Source organism: Niallia sp. FSL W8-1348 (genome assembly GCF_038006745.1).
Classification (GTDB): Bacteria; Bacillota; Bacilli; order Bacillales; family Cytobacillaceae; genus Niallia; species Niallia alba.
The window spans coordinates 2058241-2081368 of sequence record NZ_JBBOVV010000001.1 but is presented as its reverse complement, the minus strand read 5'-3'; the positions used below and the strand labels follow the sequence as shown (position 1 = coordinate 2081368).

Annotated in this window: 18 protein-coding genes and 2 other annotated features; of the genes, 14 read left to right on the top strand and 4 right to left on the bottom strand. The window is 36.1% G+C overall.

Going from position 1 to position 23128, the window contains the following annotated elements; all coding sequences use genetic code 11:
* The first annotated feature begins 202 nt into the window (after positions 1 to 202).
* The 11 genes from NST60_RS09845 (at position 203) to NST60_RS09795 (ending at position 12273) form a co-directional block, all read left to right on the top strand.
* Positions 203 to 322: a YezD family protein gene (locus tag NST60_RS09845; RefSeq protein ID WP_407939854.1), complete on the top strand. Its 120-nt coding sequence runs from the start codon at positions 203 to 205 to the stop codon at positions 320 to 322.
* A gap of 230 nt (positions 323 to 552) precedes the next feature.
* The gene (locus tag NST60_RS09840; protein WP_016201378.1) at positions 553 to 1269 is read left to right on the top strand and encodes a phosphoadenylyl-sulfate reductase; all 717 of its coding nucleotides are present in this window, start codon (positions 553 to 555) and stop codon (positions 1267 to 1269) included.
* A gap of 19 nt (positions 1270 to 1288) precedes the next feature.
* Positions 1289 to 2365, top strand: a complete 1077-nt coding sequence (locus NST60_RS09835; protein ID WP_016201377.1) for an inorganic phosphate transporter — start codon at positions 1289 to 1291, stop codon at positions 2363 to 2365.
* A 64-nt stretch (positions 2366 to 2429) separates the two neighbouring features.
* Positions 2430 to 3578: a sulfate adenylyltransferase gene (sat, locus tag NST60_RS09830; protein WP_016201376.1), complete on the top strand. Its 1149-nt coding sequence runs from the start codon at positions 2430 to 2432 to the stop codon at positions 3576 to 3578.
* A gap of 14 nt (positions 3579 to 3592) precedes the next feature.
* Positions 3593 to 4198, top strand: coding sequence for an adenylyl-sulfate kinase (cysC, locus tag NST60_RS09825; protein WP_101729100.1), 606 nt, complete (start codon positions 3593 to 3595; stop codon positions 4196 to 4198).
* Between the two features lie 118 nt (positions 4199 to 4316).
* A complete protein-coding gene (cobA, locus tag NST60_RS09820) occupies positions 4317 to 5087 on the top strand; it encodes a uroporphyrinogen-III C-methyltransferase (protein ID WP_016201374.1) in 771 nt (256 codons plus the stop codon).
* Positions 5087 to 5854, top strand: coding sequence for a sirohydrochlorin chelatase (locus tag NST60_RS09815; RefSeq protein ID WP_224427561.1), 768 nt, complete (start codon positions 5087 to 5089; stop codon positions 5852 to 5854). Before cobA ends, NST60_RS09815 begins: the two co-directional genes overlap by 1 nt.
* Positions 5823 to 6440 carry a precorrin-2 dehydrogenase/sirohydrochlorin ferrochelatase family protein gene (locus tag NST60_RS09810; protein ID WP_016201372.1) on the top strand — a complete coding sequence of 206 codons (618 nt, stop codon included), beginning with the start codon at positions 5823 to 5825 and terminating at the stop codon, positions 6438 to 6440. Before NST60_RS09815 ends, NST60_RS09810 begins: the two co-directional genes overlap by 32 nt.
* Before the next feature lie 407 nt (positions 6441 to 6847).
* The gene (locus NST60_RS09805) at positions 6848 to 9553 is read left to right on the top strand and encodes a hybrid sensor histidine kinase/response regulator (RefSeq protein WP_169187679.1); all 2706 of its coding nucleotides are present in this window, start codon (positions 6848 to 6850) and stop codon (positions 9551 to 9553) included.
* Between the two features lie 69 nt (positions 9554 to 9622).
* Positions 9623 to 11680 carry a response regulator gene (locus NST60_RS09800; protein ID WP_016201370.1) on the top strand — a complete coding sequence of 686 codons (2058 nt, stop codon included), beginning with the start codon at positions 9623 to 9625 and terminating at the stop codon, positions 11678 to 11680.
* 161 nt (positions 11681 to 11841) lie between these two features.
* Positions 11842 to 12273, top strand: coding sequence for a VOC family protein (locus NST60_RS09795; protein ID WP_016201369.1), 432 nt, complete (start codon positions 11842 to 11844; stop codon positions 12271 to 12273).
* Positions 12274 to 12356: 83 nt separating this feature from the next.
* Here the strand turns inward: NST60_RS09795 and NST60_RS09790 are convergent, their stop codons facing one another.
* Together NST60_RS09790 and ileS are read right to left on the bottom strand one after the other, a co-directional pair.
* Positions 12357 to 13535, bottom strand: a complete 1179-nt coding sequence (locus tag NST60_RS09790) for a DHH family phosphoesterase (RefSeq protein WP_016201368.1) — start codon at positions 13533 to 13535, stop codon at positions 12357 to 12359.
* A gap of 158 nt (positions 13536 to 13693) precedes the next feature.
* On the bottom strand, positions 13694 to 16786 hold the full coding sequence (ileS, locus tag NST60_RS09785; RefSeq protein ID WP_341098751.1) for an isoleucine--tRNA ligase: 3093 nt from the start codon (positions 16784 to 16786) through the stop codon (positions 13694 to 13696).
* A gap of 77 nt (positions 16787 to 16863) precedes the next feature.
* Positions 16864 to 17113, bottom strand: a binding site (T-box leader).
* A 190-nt stretch (positions 17114 to 17303) separates the two neighbouring features.
* Between ileS and NST60_RS09780 the strand changes: the two genes are divergently transcribed.
* Complete coding sequence (locus tag NST60_RS09780; protein WP_169187682.1) at positions 17304 to 17732, top strand: DUF2871 domain-containing protein; 429 nt, start codon at positions 17304 to 17306, stop codon at positions 17730 to 17732.
* 76 nt (positions 17733 to 17808) lie between these two features.
* On the opposite strand, the gene shc is transcribed toward NST60_RS09780, so the two are convergent.
* Positions 17809 to 19701, bottom strand: coding sequence for a squalene--hopene cyclase (shc, locus tag NST60_RS09775; protein ID WP_341098750.1), 1893 nt, complete (start codon positions 19699 to 19701; stop codon positions 17809 to 17811).
* A 141-nt stretch (positions 19702 to 19842) separates the two neighbouring features.
* Positions 19843 to 20063 (top strand) — a binding site (T-box leader).
* A 117-nt stretch (positions 20064 to 20180) separates the two neighbouring features.
* Between shc and aspS the strand changes: the two genes are divergently transcribed.
* Together aspS and NST60_RS09765 are read left to right on the top strand one after the other, a co-directional pair.
* Positions 20181 to 21476, top strand: a complete 1296-nt coding sequence (gene aspS, locus NST60_RS09770) for an aspartate--tRNA(Asn) ligase (protein WP_169187684.1) — start codon at positions 20181 to 20183, stop codon at positions 21474 to 21476.
* A gap of 271 nt (positions 21477 to 21747) precedes the next feature.
* Entirely contained in the window at positions 21748 to 22632 is an 885-nt protein-coding gene (locus NST60_RS09765) for an SMP-30/gluconolactonase/LRE family protein (RefSeq protein WP_016201363.1), read from the top strand.
* A 60-nt stretch (positions 22633 to 22692) separates the two neighbouring features.
* On the opposite strand, the gene NST60_RS09760 is transcribed toward NST60_RS09765, so the two are convergent.
* Entirely contained in the window at positions 22693 to 23112 is a 420-nt protein-coding gene (locus NST60_RS09760) for a universal stress protein (RefSeq protein ID WP_101729090.1), read from the bottom strand.
* Between the last annotated feature and the right edge of the window lie 16 nt (positions 23113 to 23128).

Sequence of the window (23128 nt, the reverse complement as noted above, 5' to 3'; positions counted from 1 at the left end):
CCTACAATCTTTCCGAATGGGAAGGATTTCTTTATCTTTTGGGTTTGTCTATTTCTAAACGCTAAAAATTCAAACAGCCATTTGGTAAGAGTATTGGATATCAAAAAATGTCTGGCATAAGGGCTATTCAAAAGGTTTTATAAAGATTTCACCTTTCTTAAGGAGGGATTTGTTGGTGGGGGAAACAAATCAGCTAGACAAAGTGAAAACTCAATTAGAGGCAATTCTAAAAACCATGAAATTTGGATCTGTCACATTAGTGATACAAGACGGGAAAATAATCCAAATTGAAAAAAATGAAAAAATACGCTTAGGAAAATAAGTGGTAGTAGCCTGTTATGAGGGAATATTCTGATTAAGGCGTTTTATAAAGAGGCTGACTAGAAAACTAGAGGCAACTTTAACTGAGAAAGTGGGTTAAAGCTGCCTTTTTGTGTTAATTGTCACATAATCCGTGATAGTTGAACTAGTGTTTGGTAAAAGGGACTAGCGGCTTTTGCCCTTGCTTAAATAGGTATTAACGTTTTTCTAATAAGATTGGAGGGTTTTTTTATGAGTCCATTATTAACTTATGAAACTATTGATACGTATCCTCCTGTTGACTTTTCAAGTGAAACGGAAACAAAGGGAGCCTTAGAGGTTTTAAAGTGGGCTTATGATACGTACGAAGATGATATTGTCTATGCATGTAGTTTTGGAATAGAAGGAATTGTCCTAATCGATTTAATTTCCAAAATAAAAAAAGATGCACATATTGTCTTTTTAGACACAGATGTACATTTTGATGAAACATATAAATTAATTGAAAAAGTAAAAACACGGTATCCAGATTTGCAAATTGAAATGAAAAAACCAGCGATTACATTGGAAGAACAAGCTGCTCAATATGGAGATGAACTTTGGTTATCAAATCCAAATAAATGCTGTGAGATTCGTAAAGTTATTCCTTTAAATGAAGTATTGTCTGAACCGATTGCTTGGATATCAGGCCTTCGAAGAGAACAATCCGAATCAAGAAAAAATACGCAATATTTTAATAAAGATAATAAATTCAAGTCCGTTAAAGTTTGTCCGCTTATTCATTGGACATGGAAAGATGTTTGGAGATATGCCCATAAGAATTCTTTAGATTACAATATTCTTCACGATAAGGGATATCCTAGCATTGGCTGCAGGACATGTACACAGCCTGCCATTAATATGGATGATTTACGATCTGGAAGATGGACAGGAAAAGGCAAAACAGAATGTGGGTTACACTTACAATAAGGAGTAGAGGTATAGGGATATGATCGTTATTTTAGCAGGTATTATGTCATTGTTTTTTGCAATGAACATTGGCGCGAGTGGTGCAGCAGCAAGTCTTGGTGTTGCATATGGATCTGGCGCCATTCCTAAAAAAAGAGTTGCTCTTCTCATATGTGGGGTTGCCATTTTTCTAGGCGCTGTTATTGGAGGAAGCGAAGTAGTAAAAACGGTTGGGGAAGGGCTCATTCCAAGTGATATCCTTGATGCCAAAATCGTCTTAATCATTTTATCATCAGCGGCTCTCTCCTTATTTATTGCTAATATAATGGGGATTCCCCTATCAACAAGTGAAATTACAGTTGGTAGTGTAGTAGGAGTAGGTGTGGCCTTCAAAAGTTTGTATATTGCTAATATTTTATGGATTGTTTTCTTTTGGATTTTAGTTCCTATTGTTTCTTTTTTTATCGCCTTAGGTGCTGGGAAATATATAAGGAAGCTAGAGGATCAAAATGAATGGATCCGCAATCCAAACAATGAAAAATATTTATCGATTTTTGTCATTATCATTGGGTGCTTTGAAGCATTCTCAGCAGGAATGAACAATGTTGCAAACTCTATTGGCCCATTAGTTGGTGCCAATCTCATATCGATGAATACAGGAGTAGTTATTGGAGGATTCTTTATTGCAATTGGCGCCTTTTTCTTAGGTGGTAGAGTATTACAGACAAATGGAAAGAAAATTGTTCAATTTAGCAAGCTTGAAGGAGGATTAATCTCAGGAACCGGTGCAACATTAGTAATGATTGCGTCTATCTTTGGAATACCAGTTCCGTTAACACAAGTAACTAGCTCTGCAATTATAGGAATAGGTGTTTCTAAGAATGGATATGAGATACTGAAAAAGAAATTGGTGTTAAGAATATTTAAGGTATGGCTTGTTTCTCCAATTTTATCACTAGTTATTTCGTATAGCTTGGTTCAATTATTTATTAAAGCAGATATCTATAGTGTTCTTATCATTCTTAGTGTATGTATTGCTACACTTGGAATTATAAGTTTAATGAAAACCATTCGTGAAGATAACAGTACTATTTATGAAGACGGTGGCGGTATTTAAAATTAATAACTTAGTAAAAAAAGTTAACTACTAAAATAGTCGAAAAAAGAAAGGTGTGCTAAAAATGTCACTAAGCCAACCACATGGTGGAAAATTAATTAATTTATACAACCCTAATTTTGATGTATCTAAACTCACGGCAGAACTAGAAATAGACACTATTGCACTTAGTGATTTGGAGTTGATTGGCAACGGAGCGTATAGCCCACTAACAGGATTTTTATCACAAAAAGATTATGAAGCAGTGGTAGATAACATGCACTTGTCAACTGGAGAAGTGTGGAGTATTCCTATTACATTGCCTATTTCAAAAGAACAATCAGAAACTATTGAACTTCACGAAACCGTAAAATTAGTACATCAAGGAGAAGTGTATGGTGTACTTACAGTGGAGGATATTTATATTCCTGATAAAAATAAAGAGGCTGTTTCCGTTTATCGTACCGATGATTTAGCACATCCTGGTGTCAAGAAAATGTATGACCGGGGAAATATTTATCTTGGCGGCCCAATTAATCTTTTAAAGAAAGTAGAAAAAACAGATTTTAGTAGCTTTTACTTAGACCCGGCGGAAACGAGAGCAGTGTTTGCAGAAAAAGGGTGGAAGACAGTAGTCGGATTCCAAACAAGAAATCCTGTTCATCGTGCCCATGAATATATCCAAAAATCAGCCCTTGAAATAGTGGATGGTTTATTTTTAAACCCATTGGTAGGAGAAACAAAAGCGGATGATATTCCAGCCGATGTACGTATGGAAAGTTATCAAGTACTATTAAAAAATTACTATCCAGAGGATCGTGTCTTCCTAGCAGTATTCCCAGCAGCTATGCGTTATGCAGGGCCGAGAGAGGCAGTGTTCCATGCCATGGTTAGAAAGAATTATGGCTGTACTCATTTTATTGTAGGTCGTGATCATGCTGGTGTCGGAAGTTACTATGGAACCTATGACGCCCAAAGAATTTTCGATCAATTTACACAAGAAGAGCTAGGAATTAATCTATTATTCTTTGAACATAGTTTCTATTGTAAGAAATGCGAAAACATGGCTTCCACAAAGACTTGTCCACATGGCAGTGAGCATCATGAAATTTTATCTGGTACGAAGGTTCGTGAACTTTTAAGAAATGGAGAGATTCCACCAAGTACATTTAGCCGTAAAGAAGTAGTGGAAGTGTTGATCAAAGGATTGCAGAAACAAGAAATTCATTCTTAAAGGAGAGAGAACTTTTGAGCCAAAGTGCAAATATTACATGGCATGACCATGCTGTAACAAAGAAGGAAAGAAGAGAAAGAAACAAGCATCACAGCTATGTATTATGGTTTACTGGGTTATCTGGTTCCGGAAAATCAACGGTTGCGAATGCTGTTGCCAAAAGATTATTTGAAGAACAAACAAATAGCTATGTGTTAGATGGAGATAATATTCGTTTTGGAATTAATAAAGACTTAGGATTCTCAGATGAGGATCGTAAAGAAAATATCAGAAGAATAGGAGAAGTCAGCAAGCTGTTTGTAGACAGTGGCCAAGTAGTATTAACTGCCTTCATTTCTCCATTTCAAGAAGATCGTGATAGAGTAAGGGCTTTATTAGAAGATAATGAGTTTATTGAAGTATATATAAAGTGTTCGATAGAGGCTTGTGAGGCTCGAGATCCAAAGGGATTATATGAGAAGGCAAGAAAAGGAATCATTAAAGAATTTACAGGGATTAGTTCTCCGTATGAGGAACCGGCTCATCCAGAAATAATAGTGGATACCGAAAAACATTCTATTGAAGAGTGTGTGGAACAAATCGTACAATATTTAAAAGGAAAAGGTTATTATATCTCTTAATGTAGGGAAAAGGAGAAACTTGGGCGAAAGTCAAGATAATTACTTTCCGTTCATCGTTATTTCCTTTCCCCACTTTTTTAATTGATCCTATAAAGAAACAACAAGAAGGGTGGATAAAATGGGGAAGGTATACCTAGTAGGTGCAGGACCAGGAGATCCAGATTTAATAACGGTAAAAGGACTAAAATGTATCAAAAATGCAGATGTTATTTTATATGATCGCTTAGTAAATCGAGAGTTATTAGAATATGCCAGACCCAAAGCTGAACTGATTTATTGCGGTAAGCTGCCGCATCATCATGCCATGAAGCAAGAGTTGATCAATCAAACCTTGGTCAAACATGCCAAAAAGGGCAAAATCGTAACAAGGCTAAAAGGCGGTGATCCTTTTGTATTTGGAAGAGGTGGAGAAGAAGCCGAAGAATTAGCAAAAAATCAGATCCCTTTTGAAATAGTCCCAGGCATTACTGCAGGCATTGCTGCGCCAAGTTATGCAGGTATCCCGGTGACTCATCGTAACTATGGATCTTCGTTTGCGTTTGTAACAGGACATATGAAAAATGGAGAGGAAGACCATATTAAATGGGAGGCACTTTCTCAAATTGATACTCTGGCCATCTATATGGGAGTGAAAAATCTACCATATATTCAGTCAAAGCTTCTGTCTTTTGGAAAAAATAGCACTACACCAGTTGCATTAATTAATTGGGGAACAACCTTTAAACAAAAAACAATTATAACGGACTTGTATCATGTAATAGAGGATGCAGAAACAGGGAAGATTGAAAATCCATGTATGATTGTGATTGGCGAAGTAGTAAAAATGAGAGAGAAAATCCAATGGTTTGAGGAAAGCTTCGGAGAAACCATTCCGAAAGAGGTAGTTTAATGGAAGCAGTATTATATATATGTCATGGAAGCAGAGTAAAAGAGGCAAGCGAGCAGGCTATCTCATTTGTTAAGAAGTGTATGGAGACAAATGAATTTCAAGGCATACAAGAATATTCTTTCTTAGAGTTGTCGGAACCTTCCATAGAAGAAGGATTTCGAAATTGCGTAGAAAAAGGTGCTACTACTATTCGTATTATACCGGTTCTGCTGCTTACAGCGGCCCATGCTAAAAAGGATATTCCAGAAGTATTAGAAAAGCTTTCATTGGAATATCCGCACGTCCACATACAATATGGCAGGCCGATTGGTGTTCATCCTCAAATGGTTGAAATTGTGTCAGATAAAATCAGAAATAATTCCCTTTACAAAAAAAACGATGAAAAGATCCATGTCGTTCTTGTTGGGCGTGGCAGTAGTGATCCAGATGTGAAACGGGATTTAGGTAAAATCGCATCTTTAATCGAAAAACAAGTAGATCGGATTGATGTACAAGATTGTTATTTAACAGCAGCACAACCTAGCTTTGAAGAAGCGCTTCAAATGGCAGAACATTCTTCCTACCGCCATATATTAGTGATTCCCTATCTTCTTTTTACGGGGATTTTAATGAAATCAATGGAAAAGACAATCAAAGAAATGAACAGTATTGATAAGGAATACGTGTTGGCTCCTTATTTAGGCTATGATCCATTCATTGCAGAGATTTTAAAAGAAAGAATAGAAGAAATGAGTGTTGGTAACGAATATGCTATCATTACTAGTTGATATAAAGGATAAATATTGTGTAGTAGTAGGTGGTGGCAAGATTGCTTATCGAAAGGTAAGAATGCTTCTTGCGGAAGGGGCAAGTGTAACAGTGATTAGCCCTGAAGTTTGTAGTGAAATAGAAGAACTTTCAAAAAACGGAGAAATAAAGTTGGTTAGAAGAAAAGGAATGGAAGAGGATTTTGCCGAAGCCTTTCTAACCGTTGCAGCAACTAATGACTCGCAAGAAAATCGTCGTATCTCCCAACAACTTAAATCAATTAGTTTGGTTAATGATGCTTCCTCCTATGAAGAAGGAAATTGTCAGCTTCCTGCTAGCTTTAAAAAGGGGCGTCTTCATTTAACTGTTTCCACTAATGGGGCAAGTCCGAAACTCGCAAAGAAGATAAAGGAAGAATGGCAGCATACGTATGATGATAATTATATTGCGTATATTGATTTTTTATTTGAGGTTCGTACTCTTATAAAGAAAAAGTCACTTTCTCCGGAAGTTTCTGATGCTATCTTAGGAGAGATATTAGATGATGCTTATAAAGAATCGGCAACTTTAAGACATATTTATTATGAAAAACTCCTAAACCTTTAAACAGATAACCAGGTTTAGGAGTTTTTTAATACTTTAGTACCCTTTATAAAAATTACTTTTTGTCTCCAAGTATTATGTTGTTCTCCATCTCTGTTACTCCTAGTTTCATCCATTTATCATATTGTGTCATTTCCTTATTTAACATATAATTTTCTTATAATGGCATTATTTACATAACTTTAAAAAGTCTTCATTTGTTTATCCCACTCTTAACGGCCAGTAAGACTCCCCTCAAGCTTATGAGTATGCGAGGAAGAGAAGTGGGAGATCAACTGTCCGTAAAGGTCCGATTGGTTCAACTAACCATCAGTGGGGGAGGAAGGAACCCCCACTGAAGGAAGTTTCACTTTATAAAAAAATAATCTTCCAAGCTTCGCCTTTTAAACTGTAGATTGATAGGAGGATACATGAGATTTAGTACAAAGCTTTATTTTGGTTTAGGAATTATCTTTATTTTAATCACCATTCTAATTATTGTACTCCTGAGTATGCTTCGACAGCAAAATGACAAAATGCATCTACTTGTCCATGACAAAACAGAAAGAATAAATGCTGCTTATACATTAAAGAATGAAGTGAATAATTTAAGCAGGCAGCTTTATGAATTGTCCTCCCAATCTTCTAAAACGCTCAATGATATAACGATGAGACATATGGAAGATACAAGAAAGGAAATAAACAAAGCACATAATTTTTTAACAGAGAATGATAAAAGAGAAGAGGCGCAGGATCTTTTAATAAAATTTGAAATCCTTTACGAACCATTTGAAGAAAAAGGGCAACAGATAATAGAAGCTGAAAATAAAAAAATGAATACAAATTTTTGGGTCAGAGAAAATGATGAAAAAAATAGATTACTGCAAATTGCCAGTTCCCTTTATACAGTACAGATTCAAGAAATGCAGGATGACCTAGAAAATTCGAAAAAAACATATGATATCGTTGTACTGATGACGTATATTTATATTATTGTCGGGGTCGTATGCAGTATAGCGCTAGCTATCTATTTAATTAGAGGATTAACGAAAAATTTGCGCCAAGTTACTACTGTTATGTCTGGTATATCCTACAAAAAAGGTATAAAATTCCCACGATTAAAGGTTGCGTCAAAGGATGAAATAGGAGAAATTTCCCGTGCCTTTAATGAAATGGTAACAACTTTAGAAAATTATTCTCAGGATGAAATAGAAAGCCGTGCAAAGGCAGAAGAGAAAAGTTGGCTTGATTCACAATTGGCAGAAATTACAACGAATTTTTCTATGGCAGAAACAATGGAATCTCTTGCAGACTACTTTATTAGCAAAATAACACCAGCAGTTGGTGCCCAATATGGTATCTTTTATCTATTAAATAAGAAGGGGAATGTTCGTTATCTAGAGGAAATAGCAAATTATGCTTTTCATAGTCAAGAACAACAATCTATTATCCAACTTGGGGAGGGGCTAGTAGGACAAGCTGCGAAAGAGAATAAAAGTATCAGTCTTATTGATATCCCTAAAGGATACATAAAGATTAAATCCGGGTCAGGAGAGGCAGAGCCAAAGCAGGTCTTGATTCAACCTATTTCCTATGAAGGAAAGGTATTGGCAATTGTGGAATTAGCCTCTTTACAATATGTTAGACCTTTGCAACAAAGTTTACTTAAAGAAGTGGTGGAATATTTAGGTATATCGATTCAAGGGATTATCAATCGACTGGAAGTTAAGAGATTGTTAGAAGATGAACAACGTTTGACAGAGGAGCTACAAAGCCAATCGGAGGAGCTGCAAGCACAGCAGCAAGAATTAATGGCTATTAATGAGGAACTGCAGACTCAATATAGAGTTTCAGAAGAAAAAAATGCAGAACTCGAAAAAATAAGCAAGAAATTAGAAGAAAAAGCACAGCAGTTGATTTATAGTTCCCAATATAAATCAGAGTTTTTAGCTAATATGTCTCATGAACTGAGAACACCTTTAAATAGTATGCTGATATTGTCGCAAATGCTAGTGGAAAAGGAAAATGAAAATTTAAATGCAAAGCAAATTCAATATTTACAAACAATCTATTATTCTGGCAATGAATTATTAAGGTTGATTAATGAAATTTTAGACTTGGAAAAGATTGAGACTGGGATGATGGAGATAATAGAGGAGCCTGTGAAAATGGAGGGAATCCTAAATTGTTTGAAAAACCAATTTTCTCCTATCGCTAATCAAAAGAAGCTTGATTTTCTGATAAAAATTGATAAAGAAGTTCCTACTTGTATTGAAACAGATAGCCATCGTTTAAATCAGGTATTAAAAAATCTACTGTCTAACGCGTTTAAATTTACGGAAAAGGGAAAGGTAGAGCTCTCTGTTCAAATGGAAGATACTTCTAAGTTGGCCATACCTGATGAAGTGGTTTTATCCTTTACTGTGAAGGATACAGGGATTGGTATTCCTGAGGAAAAAATGAGTATTATTTTTGAGCCATTTAAGCAAGCGGATGGAACCATTAGCAGAAAATACGGTGGTACAGGACTTGGATTATCTATCTGTAAGGAAATTTCCCGCTTGCTTGGAGGGGAATTAGAAGCAACCAGTATCGAAGGAATGGGAAGCTCCTTTTCCATTTATTTGCCTATAAAAGGACAAACGAAAAAGGGAACAGTCTTAGCTAAAGAACCTATTTCTATGGAAGGGAGTTATCGGCAGATTGCAACCGCAAAGGGAGAGTTAATAGAGAACATCGACTCTAATAAGAGTGTTCATTTAACGGGAAAGAAAGTCCTAATCATAGATGATGATATACGCAACATCTTTTCCATCCATGCAGCTTTAGAGGAGTATAATATTGACATACTTTATTCGGAAAATGGTAAGGATGGTATAAATCTTTTAGAGGAAAACCCGGACACTGATCTTGTATTAATGGATATTATGATGCCAGAAATGAGTGGTTTAGAAGCTATTTCCATCATAAGAAAAAAGGAGAAGTTTAAAACATTGCCAATTATTGCATTGACTGCAAAGGCGATGAAACATAATCGAGAGCAATGTATAGAAGCGGGAGCATCTGATTATATTAGTAAACCAGTTAATTTAGAACAATTATATTCGCTTATTCAAGTTTGGCTTTATAAGGAATAATAGAGCGATACTGATATATAGGTAACGTTGGTAAATGGCTTGTTAATAGATAGGAGGCTTCATATATTTATGCAGTATTCGGCTCAATCTATAGAACAAAAGAAAAATCTATCTTCTTCTGTATCGGAACCAATCTACATTTTAATGGTAGATGATTTACAAGAAAATCTTTTGGCGCTAGAAGCAGTATTAAATTCTCCTCGTTATCATTTAGTATTTGCTAAATCAGGTGAAGAAGCTTTAAAATGCATTTTAAAATATGACTTCGCTGTTATTTTACTCGATGTCCAAATGCCAGGTTTAAACGGGTTTGAAACAGCAAAATTAATTAAAGAACGAAAAAAATCACGACATATTCCCATTATTTTTATTACCGCCATCTCACAAGATATTCAACATATTACACAAGGTTATCAAGTAGGGGCAATTGATTATATTGTAAAACCTTTTAATCCAGAAACATTAAGAAGTAAAGTGGCTCAGTTTGTTCAAATTTATGAAAGCCATACGAAAAGTCTCCATGAGATTAACTGGCAAACAACATCAGAACTGGAGAAAATGAATAAGGAACTAAGAATAACGAAAATGGATTTGACTAAAAATACGGTATTCTCTTCTGTCTTACAGAAAGCGTTACAGGATACAATTGTCACCTTCGATGAAGATGGAACCATTATTAGTGTTAATCCAAGTGTAAGAAATATGTTTGGTTATGAAGAAGATGACCTTATTGGGTCTTCTATCGAAGTTCTCTTGCATTCTGTTGAATCAGAAGTTTCTGGAGAGACACCTATTACCTTCGATATACTCATGCCAAATTTTATTGGTAGAATGATAGAGGCAAAAGCGAAGCGGAAGAATAATATTATTTTTCCCGTTGATTTATATATTGGGGATGCAATGGTTGAAGATTATCAGCTATTCGTATGTACGATTCGAGATATTTCTGAAAGAAAAGAGGTAGAGCTATTAAGAAAACAACAAGTTGATCAACTAGAGCATGCTGTAGAAGAAAGAACGCTAGAGTTATTATCTATGAATCATCAGCTGCATAGGGAACGGGAGGAAAAATCTAGGGTAACAGATGATTTAATGCTTTCCGAAGGACGATTTCAACAAATATTCGAGGCGAGTCCATGCATGATGGCAATTCGTTCCTTGCAAAACCCAGTTTTTATTGCTGTAAATAAAAACTGGGTGGCAAGTACAGGTTATACGATGGAAGAGTTGAAGGAAGACAGTTATCAATGGGAGATATCCAAAGATATAAATGGCTTAGAAGAGAAATTTCATGAGGATGAATGGCAGACCCCATTTAAAAATCAAAGAGTCTTTTTCATGCTGAAAAATGGGGAACAGAAGCAAGGATTATTATCTACGGAGATTATAACAATTGAGAATAAAAATTGTGTGTTAATCGTTTTGAACGATATAACAGAAAGATTGGCTTTTGAAAAGGAAATGGCAAGACTAGATCAATTAAACCTAGTTGGGGAAATGGCCGCTGGAATAGCTCATGAGATTCGTAATCCGATGACAACAGTTCATGGATTCTTGCAAATTGGAAAATCGAATCCTTCAAATTTATCATTAGAGCATATGGAGTTAATGATTGATGAGTTAGATCGGGCGAATAAGATTATCAAAGAGTTTCTAACATTAGCAAAAAATAAGACGAGCGATAAGAGAAAGTACTCGTTAAATAAGATTATTGAAATTATTTATCCCTTAATTAATGCAGAGGCATTATTGACTGGAAAAAAGGTGAATCTCCAGTTGGATGATTGTCCTGAACTTTATTTGGATGAGAAAGAAATAAGGCAGCTTTTACTGAACCTTGCTTTAAATGGTTTAGAAGCTATGGATGCAGAAGGAATTCTCACAATAAGAACATTTTGCCAAGAACAATATCTTGTGTTGGAAATCATCGATAGCGGTACTGGAATTGATGAGGAAATCTTAAATAAATTAGGAACACCTTTTTTTACAACGAAGGACAATGGTACAGGACTTGGCCTTGCGGTGTGTTATCGAATTGCAGAACGTCATAAAGCGAGAATAAAAGTTAAGACAAGCGAGAATGGTACGAGATTCTCTGTATATTTTGAAATAGTGGAAGGAAAATAGGGATTGCTTAACTAGCAGTTCTTCTATTTTTCTTTTTTATTGTTAGAAATCCATTTCCTTTATAGCAAATGAATAAGGATTTTAAAATTCATGTTATTTAAAAAGGAATTCTAGAAAGAAAAAACGAAAGTATACAAAAAATGATAGAGAGGAGATTTCAAATGGTTCCACAAAGGGTTTCGTTGCTAACGTTAGGAGCTTTCCAATTACCGGAATTGCGCAGGTTTTATCAACTTCTTGGCTGGGAGGAAAAAGAATCTAGTTCGAATCAATATGCTATTTTTACGACAGCTGGCGTTTTGTTAACCTTGTTTCCATTGGAGGAATTAGCGAAGGATGCTGGGATAGAACTACAAAATCCAAAGGAGGGCTTTAGAGGAGTTACCTTTGCTATTATTGTAAATACGCCAGAGGAAGTAGACGTTGTAATGGAAAAGGTGAAAGAAGCGGGAGGAAAGGTTCTTAGAGAACCAAGTGATGCATTTTGGGGCGGAAGAACCTCTTATTTCGCTGATCCAGAAAATAATATTTGGGAAGTAGCATGGAATCCGAGCGCGGTATTTGATGAACGTGGAGCAATGATTGAGTTCTAATCGATGAAATAATAAAAAACCAATGGTGTTTGTGTTTTCCATTGGTTTTTTTGACAGTCCGACTTCTGCTTTTCTTACATAGATTACTTATGTTTTACAAAATCCATTACGTAGCGGATATATTTATCATCTCTTGCAAGCCATGCCCCATAGTTTCTACGGAGGAAGATTTCCCCTTGCAAGAAGGTCGGAAATGTTTGCGGGAGTTTGGTTTTTTTATGATTGATTGCCCACTGGTTTTTGCTTACTTGATAAAGGAAGAATATATCATCTTGTTTATTTTCAAACAAGGTTCCGAGTGGAGAATCTTTTTTATTGTATTCATTCTTTTTTGGATCTTCTCTTAACGGTTCTAATGCAAAAGTATCTAAGCAATAATTTTGATAGGCTTTATCGGTTAAGTTGCAGCCAGATGCTTTGACATGACCACCACCGCCATAGGTACCTGCTACTTTGGATACATCTACATGATCATGAATGGTACGGAAACCAAGCTTTTTCCCGCCAATATTAACAATCGCTATGTAATCTAAATGAGGGTACTCTTTTCCGAGCTCATTCCCTAATTCAGAATGGTATTGCTCTGCATATACAACGCCTGCATATAAACCATCAATCTCCTTTTGCACGAGTTCACGTCGTTTGCGTCGGATGTAACGGTCAATTTTCTTTTCTTCCATATCTAGTATCTGTACTTCTAGCTCATCAAAAAAGAAATGCTCATTTTCCTTTAAACGTGTTACCATTTTCTCAACAAATTCATCAAAAGAAATTAGATAAAAAAGTGCATTTAGACGTTGTGCTTCTAAATTATTATTTCTTTCCCAATCCCAGGTATCGTATTGTCTTACTAGTTCAACAAATTCATCCACCGCTGGAGAGGGTGTCATATAGCCATTTTTGACAAGGTATTCATATAATAAAGAAGTGGCACTAGTTAACGTTCCATCCTCATCTTGAACAGAAACAAATCCCCATTCAAAATCATTTAAATGAAGTGCCGTTTTATGATGGTCAATAAGTTGAACTTTTCCACCCTTTTTATAATAATCATCTAGTCGAATTGTATTTTCCTCATTAACAGAAAGATCGGTAATAAAGAGGAAGGTATTTTCTATTTTTTGATCTAAGAATTTTTCTACTTCTTGATTCAGAAAAGAAACGGAGTTATAACGAATCTCTACGTCTTCTCCGAAAGCCAGCTTTGCCACAATGCCGCAGCCAACTCCATCTAGGTCATTATGCGATAATAGTTTGTACATTTTTTTCACCCCTGCCCAATAGTATAATCTAATATGGAAAAAATAGAACAGCTTACGACTAATTTCTTTTAGAAAACAATCTGAAAAACAATTCATTGGAAAGAAAAAAGGTGTCTCAAATAGGTTATGCACCCTGCTTGAGACAGCCCTACGTATAGTTATTTCAATCCAATGTATACAATTTCGCCGTCTATTTGAATTTCTTTCATTTCTGCTATTCTTTCAAAGAGGAGCTTATGAAGAATAACGCCTTTATGAATGAGGGAATGATATTCCATCATTGTATTTTTGAAAATGGATGAACTGTCGATATATAAATCCATTTTTTTATCGACAGGCAGATTTTTCTCTTTGCGCAAATCTTGGATAGACCGAATCAGTTCTCGGATGTTCCCTTCCTTTTTTAATGCTACTGATACGGTAGTATCAAGCATTACGGTAAAGTTCTTATTAGAGGCCTCATGATATCCAGGTAAATTTGTTTTTCTTTGAAGGAGTATTTCCTCTCCTGCTAGGGTAACACTTTCTTTACTTTCTAGCTGAAAAGTTAAATATCCTTTATTTCTGAAGAAATTTATCTCTTCTTGTGTAGCGGTTTGTACTCTCTCTTTAAGTTGCTTTGTATTACTTCCTAGTTTTGGTCCTGTCTTTTGAAAATTGAGCTTTAAAGAATATTGAACATAATTATCTTGAGAATCTATCCAGTTAATGCTTTTTACATTAAGTTCATCTTTTATAATTGGCTCAAATTTAATAAGCTCGATATCTGGCGAATTCGTTGCTGAGAAAATCAGTAGTGTTGCTAAAGGTTGCTTTGTTTTTAGTTGAAACCGGTGACGGAGACTTCGCCCTAGTTCAACTATCTCTTTAACCTGTTCCATTTGTTCTTCTAATTGTTTATTCATTCTTTCTGAATTCTTTGAAGGAAAGTTAGTCAGATGGACGCTTTTCCCTGTTAAGGCAAGATAAATGCTTTCAGAAGTGAAAGGAGTAAAAGGAGCAAGCAATTGTGATAACTGAGTTAATACAGTATATAGTGTTTGAAAGGCAGAAATTTTATCCTCAGACATTCCGGCTATCCAAAACCGTTCGCGATTTCTACGAATATACCAGTTGCTTACATCGTCCATTAACTCACCAAGTTTCCGAGCTGCATTAGTCACTTGATATTGTTCCATCTCTGATTGCACGACCATTGTCGTCGTTGCTAAGCGAGAGAGAATCCAGTGATCCATATTAGGCATATTTTTAACTTTAGGTAAATCTGTCTCAAAACCATCTATCTCAGCGTATAAGGAGTAGAAATGAAATAAACTTAAAAATGTATCAATGATTTTTGATTTTGCCTCTTGGACATTTTTTGCTGAGAATCTTTTTTGGTTCCATGGAGCGCTATCTGCGATAAGCGCCCATCGTAGTGCATCTGCACCATATGTTTGGATAAGCTGGACAGGGTCTAGCGCATTGCCCTTACTTTTAGACATTTTTTGCCCATCCTCATCTAATACATGCCCTGTAGCCACAACATTCTTATATGGTACTTTACCAGTATAGAGGACAGATACAGCCAATAGCGAATAAAACCATCCTCTTGTTTGGTCAATTCCTTCTACAATAACATCTGCAGGAAACTGCCGTTGAAATACTTCATTATTTTCAAATGGAGTATGATATTGGGCAAATGGCATGGAGCCACTATCAAACCATACGTCGATTACTTCAGGTGTTCGATACATCTCTCCACTGCAAGATGGACATGTTAAGACAAGTTCATCTACGTAAGGTTTATGCAATTCTAACTGGTCAAATGGGGCCTTAGTATATTTTTTTACTTGTGCAATACTTTTTGGAGCAATCTCCTTTTGACAGGAAGTACATTGCCAAACATTTAGTGGTGTTCCCCAATATCGGTTTCGACTTATATTCCAATCGACTAAACCATCAAGAAATTTTCCGAAACGACCATCCTTTATATGCTCAGGATGCCAAGTTACTTCTTGATTTCTAGTGATAAGCATTTCTTTTACGGCAGTAGTTTTAATAAACCAGCTTTCTGTCGCGTAATACAAAAGAGCTGTGTCACAGCGCCAGCAATGTGGATAGGAATGTTCATACTTTTCTTTATGGAATAACAACCCCTTTTGGTGAAGCATTTTGATTATCTCCACATCCACTTTCCCGTCTTTTACAAAGGCGCCAGCTAGAGGAGGAATACATTCTTTGTATCTTCCCCTTTCATCGACTACGTGTACAAAAGAAAGATTGTTTTCTTGCACAAGTCGATAGTCATCCTCTCCATAAGCAGGAGCAATATGGACAATTCCTGTTCCGCTTTCACTTGTGACGAAATCGCCATGATGAATGGTATGACCTTTCACAACTTGAATATAGGAAAATGGTGCTGAATAGGAGAGACCAACTAAGGCTGATCCCTTTAATTGTTCGATTACTTCCCCTTCTGTGCCAATAACCTGCTGCAATCTATTTTGAGCAACAATGAATATTTCTTCCCCTACTTTTACTTTTACATAATCTAAGTCTTTATGAACTGCTAAGGCCACGTTCGCTGGTAGCGTCCAAGGTGTCGTTGTCCAACCTAGTATATATTCATTTGCTTTTGTAGTTAATTTAAATTTAACGGTTGCACTTAAATCTTTTACATCTTTATAGCCTTGTGCCACTTCATGTGAGCTTAAGGAGGTTTGGCAGCTAGGGCAGTATGGAGAGACGCGGTGTCCTTTATACAGCCAGCCCTTTTCATGAATAGTTCCAAGGATATTCCAAACCGATTCCATATATTCATTACTCATGGTCATATATGGTTCATCCATATCAACCCAATATCCTAATTCTTTCGTAAAGGTTCTCCATTGCTTTTCATAAGAGAATACACTTTCTTTGCACTGTTCAATAAATGGAATAACCCCGTATTTTTCGATTTCTTGTTTTCCAGAAATACCGAGTTTTTTTTCTACCCCTAATTCAACAGGGAGTCCGTGGGTATCCCAACCGGCTTTGCGAATTACTTGTTTTCCGTTCATTGTTTGAAAGCGGGCAATAATATCTTTGATAGTTCTGCCTAGTGCATGGCCGACGTGTGGAAGGCCATTAGCTGTTGGCGGTCCTTCGTAAAATACAAAAGAATCATTGTTTTTGCGCTGTTCGATTGATTTTTGAAAAATTCGTTCTTTTTCCCAAAAGGCGAGTATTCTTTTTTCACGGGCTCTGTCTGTTTCTTTTGGTTTTTCCATGCATATCCCTCCATTTTTAATCAGTAAACATTCCAGTATAGAAAGATATTTTCGGAAATAAAAAACACCCGTCCCTTTGTAGGGACGAGTGTATTATTCATAACCCGCGTTACCACCCAAATTCTGTTTGGCAAAAAAGCAAACAGCGCTTAGTCAACGTACTATCATACGTGTTCCTTTTAACGGTGGAAATCCGTCAAGACTTACTAACGGTTCAGCCTTGCATCTCAGAGATGATTTTTCCGGTTTGCTTTCCTTACTGGCTTTCACCATACCCAGCTCGCTAAAAGGGACACAAAACGTACTTTTTCTCTTCATTGATTTCTATGAATTGGAATGTTTTGTATAGGATAGCACTTTTAAATGGGAAGTTCAAGAGGCATATGCCTATATTTCATCATGAAAAAAAGCTTAATAAATAAGTGAAAATACAGCCACAAATCTGTCATAGTATCGAGACTGGGATTTTGTTAGAATGGTAGGTAGTGATTGAATAGGCTTGAAAGGGAGTAGAGACATGAAGAAAGTATTAAATATAGCCTTCTTTTATGCTATTTTAGGATTAGTTAGTGGTGTTTACTATAGAGAATTTACAAAAATGAGAGATTTTGCAGGGGAAACTCAGCTCTCCGTTGTTCATACCCACTCATTTGCCTTAGGAATGATGATTATGCTGATTGTCTATTTATTCTGTTATACGATGAAAATACATACGCTTAAAAATTTTGATGTGTTCTTTTATTTTTATAATATTGGTGTACTTTCAACGATTACATTAATGATTATTCGTGGGACACTGCAAGTGCTTGAATTTGATTTATCAGTTGGGGTAGACTCTGCTATTTCTGGAATTGCAGGCTTAGGCCATATTTCTGTTACGATTGGATTAGTGTTGTTTTTTCTTCTTTTGAGAAAAAATCATAGCGAAAATATTCGAACGAAGTAGAAAAGATCTGTTTTTCCGAAGCCAATTCGTAGGAGTGTTGCTTCGGAAAAACAATCGATTTTATGGTAAAGCTTTGCTACCTTGTTTTTCTATCGCTTATATAATGGGAAAGAGCCAATAATGGAAAAATCTTATTATAGCTATGATAATAGATATAGAATTGATTTGGTAAACCAATTCCTGTAGGATAGGTAATTGCATCATCCTCTTGTTTTTTTTCTAGTATATAGCTTATTCCCCTTTTTACTTCTTTGCTTGCTCCTTCCCCTGCTGCAACTAATGCATCAACAGCCCAAGCCGTTTGTGATTCTGTGCTGAATGGGAGAGACACATAGGATAATTTTTCACAGCTTTGGCAAGATTCGCCCCATCCTCCATCTGATTGTTGAATTTTTTTCAACCAAGCTATAGCTTTCTTGATTGTTGGGTGATTTACATCCATACCAACAGCGGCTAAACCAGTAATTGCTGCCCATGTTCCGTAAATATAACAAACACCCCATCTGCCATACCAAGAACCATCTTTTTCTTGATGGTCGATTAGCCAGCTTGTGGCTTGCTTTATATGAGGATGCGTGTAGTCTAAATGTGCAAAGTTTCCCAAGTATTCTAGCACTCTTCCCGTCAAATCAGCAGTAGAAGGATCAACTGCTGCATCTTTTGCATTTTCAATTGGAACTAATTTAAGTATTTCCCAATCGGTATTTTTTTCAAAGGCTCCCCATCCTCCATCTCTGTTTTGCATGGAAAGTAAATAGTTTGTTCCTTTTTGCCAAGCCTGATGGACAGTTTGGTCTATTGCTGCTGGAGCTGTTATGGCTCGTAAAACTGCAGAGGTATCATCATTGTCTGGGTTATTTGTATTAATGTCAGAAAAGCCCCATCCACCAGGTTCTGTATGGGGGTTATGAACCTGCCAATCTCCTTTTTTTGTATGCTGTTTTGTCAGTAGATATTTCGTTGCTTTTCTTATCGGGGTAGTGTCAGTAGCCATTCCCGCTTGCTGTAACGTATAACTAATTAACCCTGTATCCCAAACGGTGCTGGTAGAATTCTCGAGGTGACTTTGTTCCCCTCTTTTATCAATGAGGGATGAGAGACCAGTAACTGCTTTTTGAATAACAGGAGAGTCCTTTTTATAGCCAAGCGCAAGTAGTGCATAAATCATAAAGAAAGTTGCGCTTGCATAACTGTAAAGCGTTCCATCTTCTTCTAGTCGATCTAACATGTACTTTTCTCCGTATTGAAAGCCTAGGTGATGGAGATAAGACGGGAATTTTCCTATTCGTTTCATCTCTTTCCATAGGAAGGTAATTGGAGAGCGCTCATCTTCTAAGTGAGCATAGGATGGATAAAGGGCTATATCTCTTGCAAATAAGTCATCTAGCTGTGGTTTTGTTTTAGCATCGATAGTGAATTTTTTATTCGCTGCTATTAACATTGGTATGAAATGAATACGAGCATAGGCACTAAACTGATAGAAATTAATAGGTTGAAAGGTGGGCAAAAGTAGAAATGTCATCGGAATATAGATCATATGGGACCATGGGTAAAGACCATTGACGGAAAGCATCCATTTTATCATAAAATGAGCTTTCGCTAATCCGCCATTTTTTACTATAAATGCTTTTGCTTTCTTCATTTGATTGTCGTTCTTCGAATAATGTCCAGAGTATAAAAGAGCAGTATACGCAATAATGGTTGCGGATAAATGCCCGTTAGGCTCATCACTATATGCTTTCCAATAGCCCTCTCTATGCTGAGTGGCACGCAGTGTCTTCGTTAAAAGGCGAATATTTTCTTCTTCTGTCTGGATGTCTAAAGCTCTTATGGTGATGATATAAAATGCATCTGTCATTAAGCTTCCCTGAAAACGAAAAGGAAAAGATCCATTTGCTTGCTGATGTTCGACAAGTTCTTTTACACGTCTTTGTTGTTCTGTTTTAACCGATTCGAGAAATGTATTCAATAAGCTCACCTCAAATTCAACATCGTATTAGTAAACTTTATGCAACTTAGGGAAAGTCATATTCAGAAATATTTATATTTTCTTTTTTTAGTGGTTGAAATTGGAAAGATAGAGGACTATAATAAAACATAATTTCATCGAGCGAACATGTAGATCAGAAGGAGTATCCTAAAAAACTTTTTCAAAAGAGAGCAGTCGGCAGCTGAAAAGATTGTGTTGAAGTCTTAGGAGAAGACATCTGTGAGTGTTACTTTGAACGTTGTATAACTAACTAGTAGAAGTAACCGGCCGTCACCGTTATGATACAAGTGGTTTTTTTAAAAGAACAATTTGGGTGGTACCGCGGATAATCCGTCCCTTTTATAGGGGCGGATTTTTGTTGTTTTTTTGCATAAATTTAAGGAGGTGAGTACCGTGGATGACGATGATGATAACGATATGAATCAAGAGAATTTACTAACTTTAGGAGGAACAACGATATGGAATTTTCAAAAAGGGTACTCATTTCTGAGTGTGAGCAACATATTGGTAAAGAAGTAATATTAAAGGGCTGGGTGAAGAAAATTCGCCAACTAGGAAAGGTTGGCTTCTTGTTATTGAGAGATCGTACTGGAACAGTACAATGTGTTTTAGAGCAGGAGCAAAATCAGTTGAAAATAGAAACAGAAAGTGTAGTTCGGGTGACTGGAGTTCTTGTAAAAACGGATAAAACAGCAAATGGAGTAGAACTGCAAGTAAACGAATTAATCGTACTAGCTGAAGCGGATCCTTTGCCATTTGAAATTAATAAGAAAAAAGTAAATGCAGGGTTAGACCACTTATTAAATCATCGAGTTTTATCTTTAAGACACGAGCAAATAAATGCTATTTTTACAGTCCAATCCATGTTTGTAAAAGGTTTTGCAGAGTTCTTAACAAAGGAAGGGTTCACCCGGATTTTCACTCCTAAAATCGTTTCACAAGGAGCAGAAGGCGGGGCCAATGTTTTTACCTTTAACTACTTTGATAAAAATGCTTATTTAGCTCAATCTCCGCAATTTTATAAACAAATGATGGTTGGAGCGGGGTTTGAAAGAGTGTTTGAAATTGCTCCTGTATATAGAGCAGAAGAACATAATTCCTCTAGACATTTAAATGAATATACCTCGCTAGATGTCGAAATGGGCTTTATTGAAAACGTCGAGGAAGTAATGGAGATGGAAAAGCAGGTTCTTCAATATACTTTTGATTATGTGAAGGAGCATTGTCAGAAACAGTTAGACATACTAAAGGTTGAAATACCAGTGATTAACGATATTCCCCAAATGACATTAGCAGAGGCACAGCAACTATTAAAGAAGAAGTATCAAAAGGATTCCCCAGAAGGAGATTTAAATACAGAAGGGGAAAAGTGCATTGGAAACTATATAAAGGAAAAGTACGGAAGTGATTTTGTTTTTATAACCAACTATCCGAGAACAACTAGACCGATGTATACAATGCCAAATAAGGAGAATCCGGTGTTAACTGATTCATTTGACCTTTTATATAAAGGAAGTGAAATTACCTCAGGCGGACAGAGAATTCATCGACAAGCAGAGCTGATAGCATCTTTTAAAGAAAAGGGACTAAACCCAGATGAGTTTAAGGCATATATCGATTCTTTTGCATATGCAATTCCACCACATGGAGGGTTTGGAATTGGCTTAGAACGAATTATCATGAAGTTTCTAAACCTAGGAAATATTCGGGAAGCAAGCGCGTTTCCGAGAGATTGCGACAGGATTATTCCATAAAATGGTTATTTAAGTCTAGTACTCATAAATAAAAACTAGCCCCTTACTCGTAAATTCGTAGGTTAATTTGGAGAAATGTTTTCTAGAAAACATAACCAAAGCAGAGCTACATTACGAAAGGAGCTAGTTTTATTATAATATCCCGAATTTGATTGATTAAAACATAAAAACGAGCATATTTTTATAAAATTTTAATAATATGGGTTTCTTTTCTATCTAGAAAAGGTATAGGACAAGGAGATAGATTATACATAGTTGGAGGGGGAAACATATGATAGAGGATCTAGAATTAGTACTTGATGCAAAAGCTGTGCTTGGAGAAGGACCATGCTGGGATTTTAGAAACAATATTTTATATTGGGTAGATATTGAAGGAAAAAAAGTACATATGTATAACCATATTTCTGGTGAGCACAAACAGGTTCAACTAGAACGAGAAGTATCGGCTGTTATCCCTTGTATAACAAAAGATACAGAATTTATTGTTACATTAGATAATGGCTTTCATCTTTTAAATATAGAAACAGAGCAACTAAAGTTTATTGGCGATCCAGAGCGAGATTTAAAACAGAATCGTTTTAATGATGGGAAATGTGATGCTTATGGTCGTTTATGGGCAGGTACAATGTGCAGAGATGGAAAGACGAAAGATGCAGCACTATACTGTCTTGATAATGAGGGAAAATGGACGGAAAAAATAAGTCATTTGAGTATTTCGAACGGCATTGCATGGACTAGTGATAATGAATACTTATACCATATTGATACACCTGCTCAAACAGTAACACGTTATGAATATGATTTGGAAACAGGAAAATTAGGAAAAGCAAAGCAGATTATTGATTTTTCAGAGGAAGAAGGATTCCCAGATGGTATGACAATTGATAGCGAAGGAATGCTATGGATTGCTCATTACGGTGGAGGAAGAGTGTCTAGATGGAATCCAGAGAGTGGGGGGAAATTAAGTGAAATATGCTTGCCAGTGCCGAATGTGACGTCTTGTACATTTGGAGGGAAAAAACTAAATGAGTTATATATAACGACAGCGAGATCTGGTTTGGATGATGAAGAATTAAAAAAGTATCCACAATCAGGAGGGTTATATAAAATCAAGCTACATATTCAAGGAGTAAAAACGTATTTATATCAAAACTAATTCTCTTGGCTATAAAAAAAGAGCTAATCAAACAGGATAATCATTTAATTAGCTCTTTTTTTATTTAACAACTAAAACTGGACATTTTACGCTTTTGATTACTTTATGACTAACACTTCCCAATACCAGTTCTTGCAAGGAATTTAATCCGCGGCTGCCAATGACAAGTAAGTCAAAGCTCTTTTGATTTGCATACTCGACAATTGTAGGACCCGGCTCTCCATGAAGAAATAGTAGTTTATAAGTGATATTATTGGATTGTAAGTATTCTTCCATTGATAAGAATTTTTTCCGCCTAGTAAGTTCTAAATCAGCCTTCCCTTGAGCGTGCAATACATCGTATTTCGATTGAGTGATATCTAGGACATGAACAACTGTAATTACAGCATTCTCCTGAAGGGAAGCTAATTTTACTGCTTCTGTTGTTGCTCTTAACGAGTTTTTTGAACCATCAATTGCTAAAAGAATAGTAGAATACATGATTTACGCCCCTTTT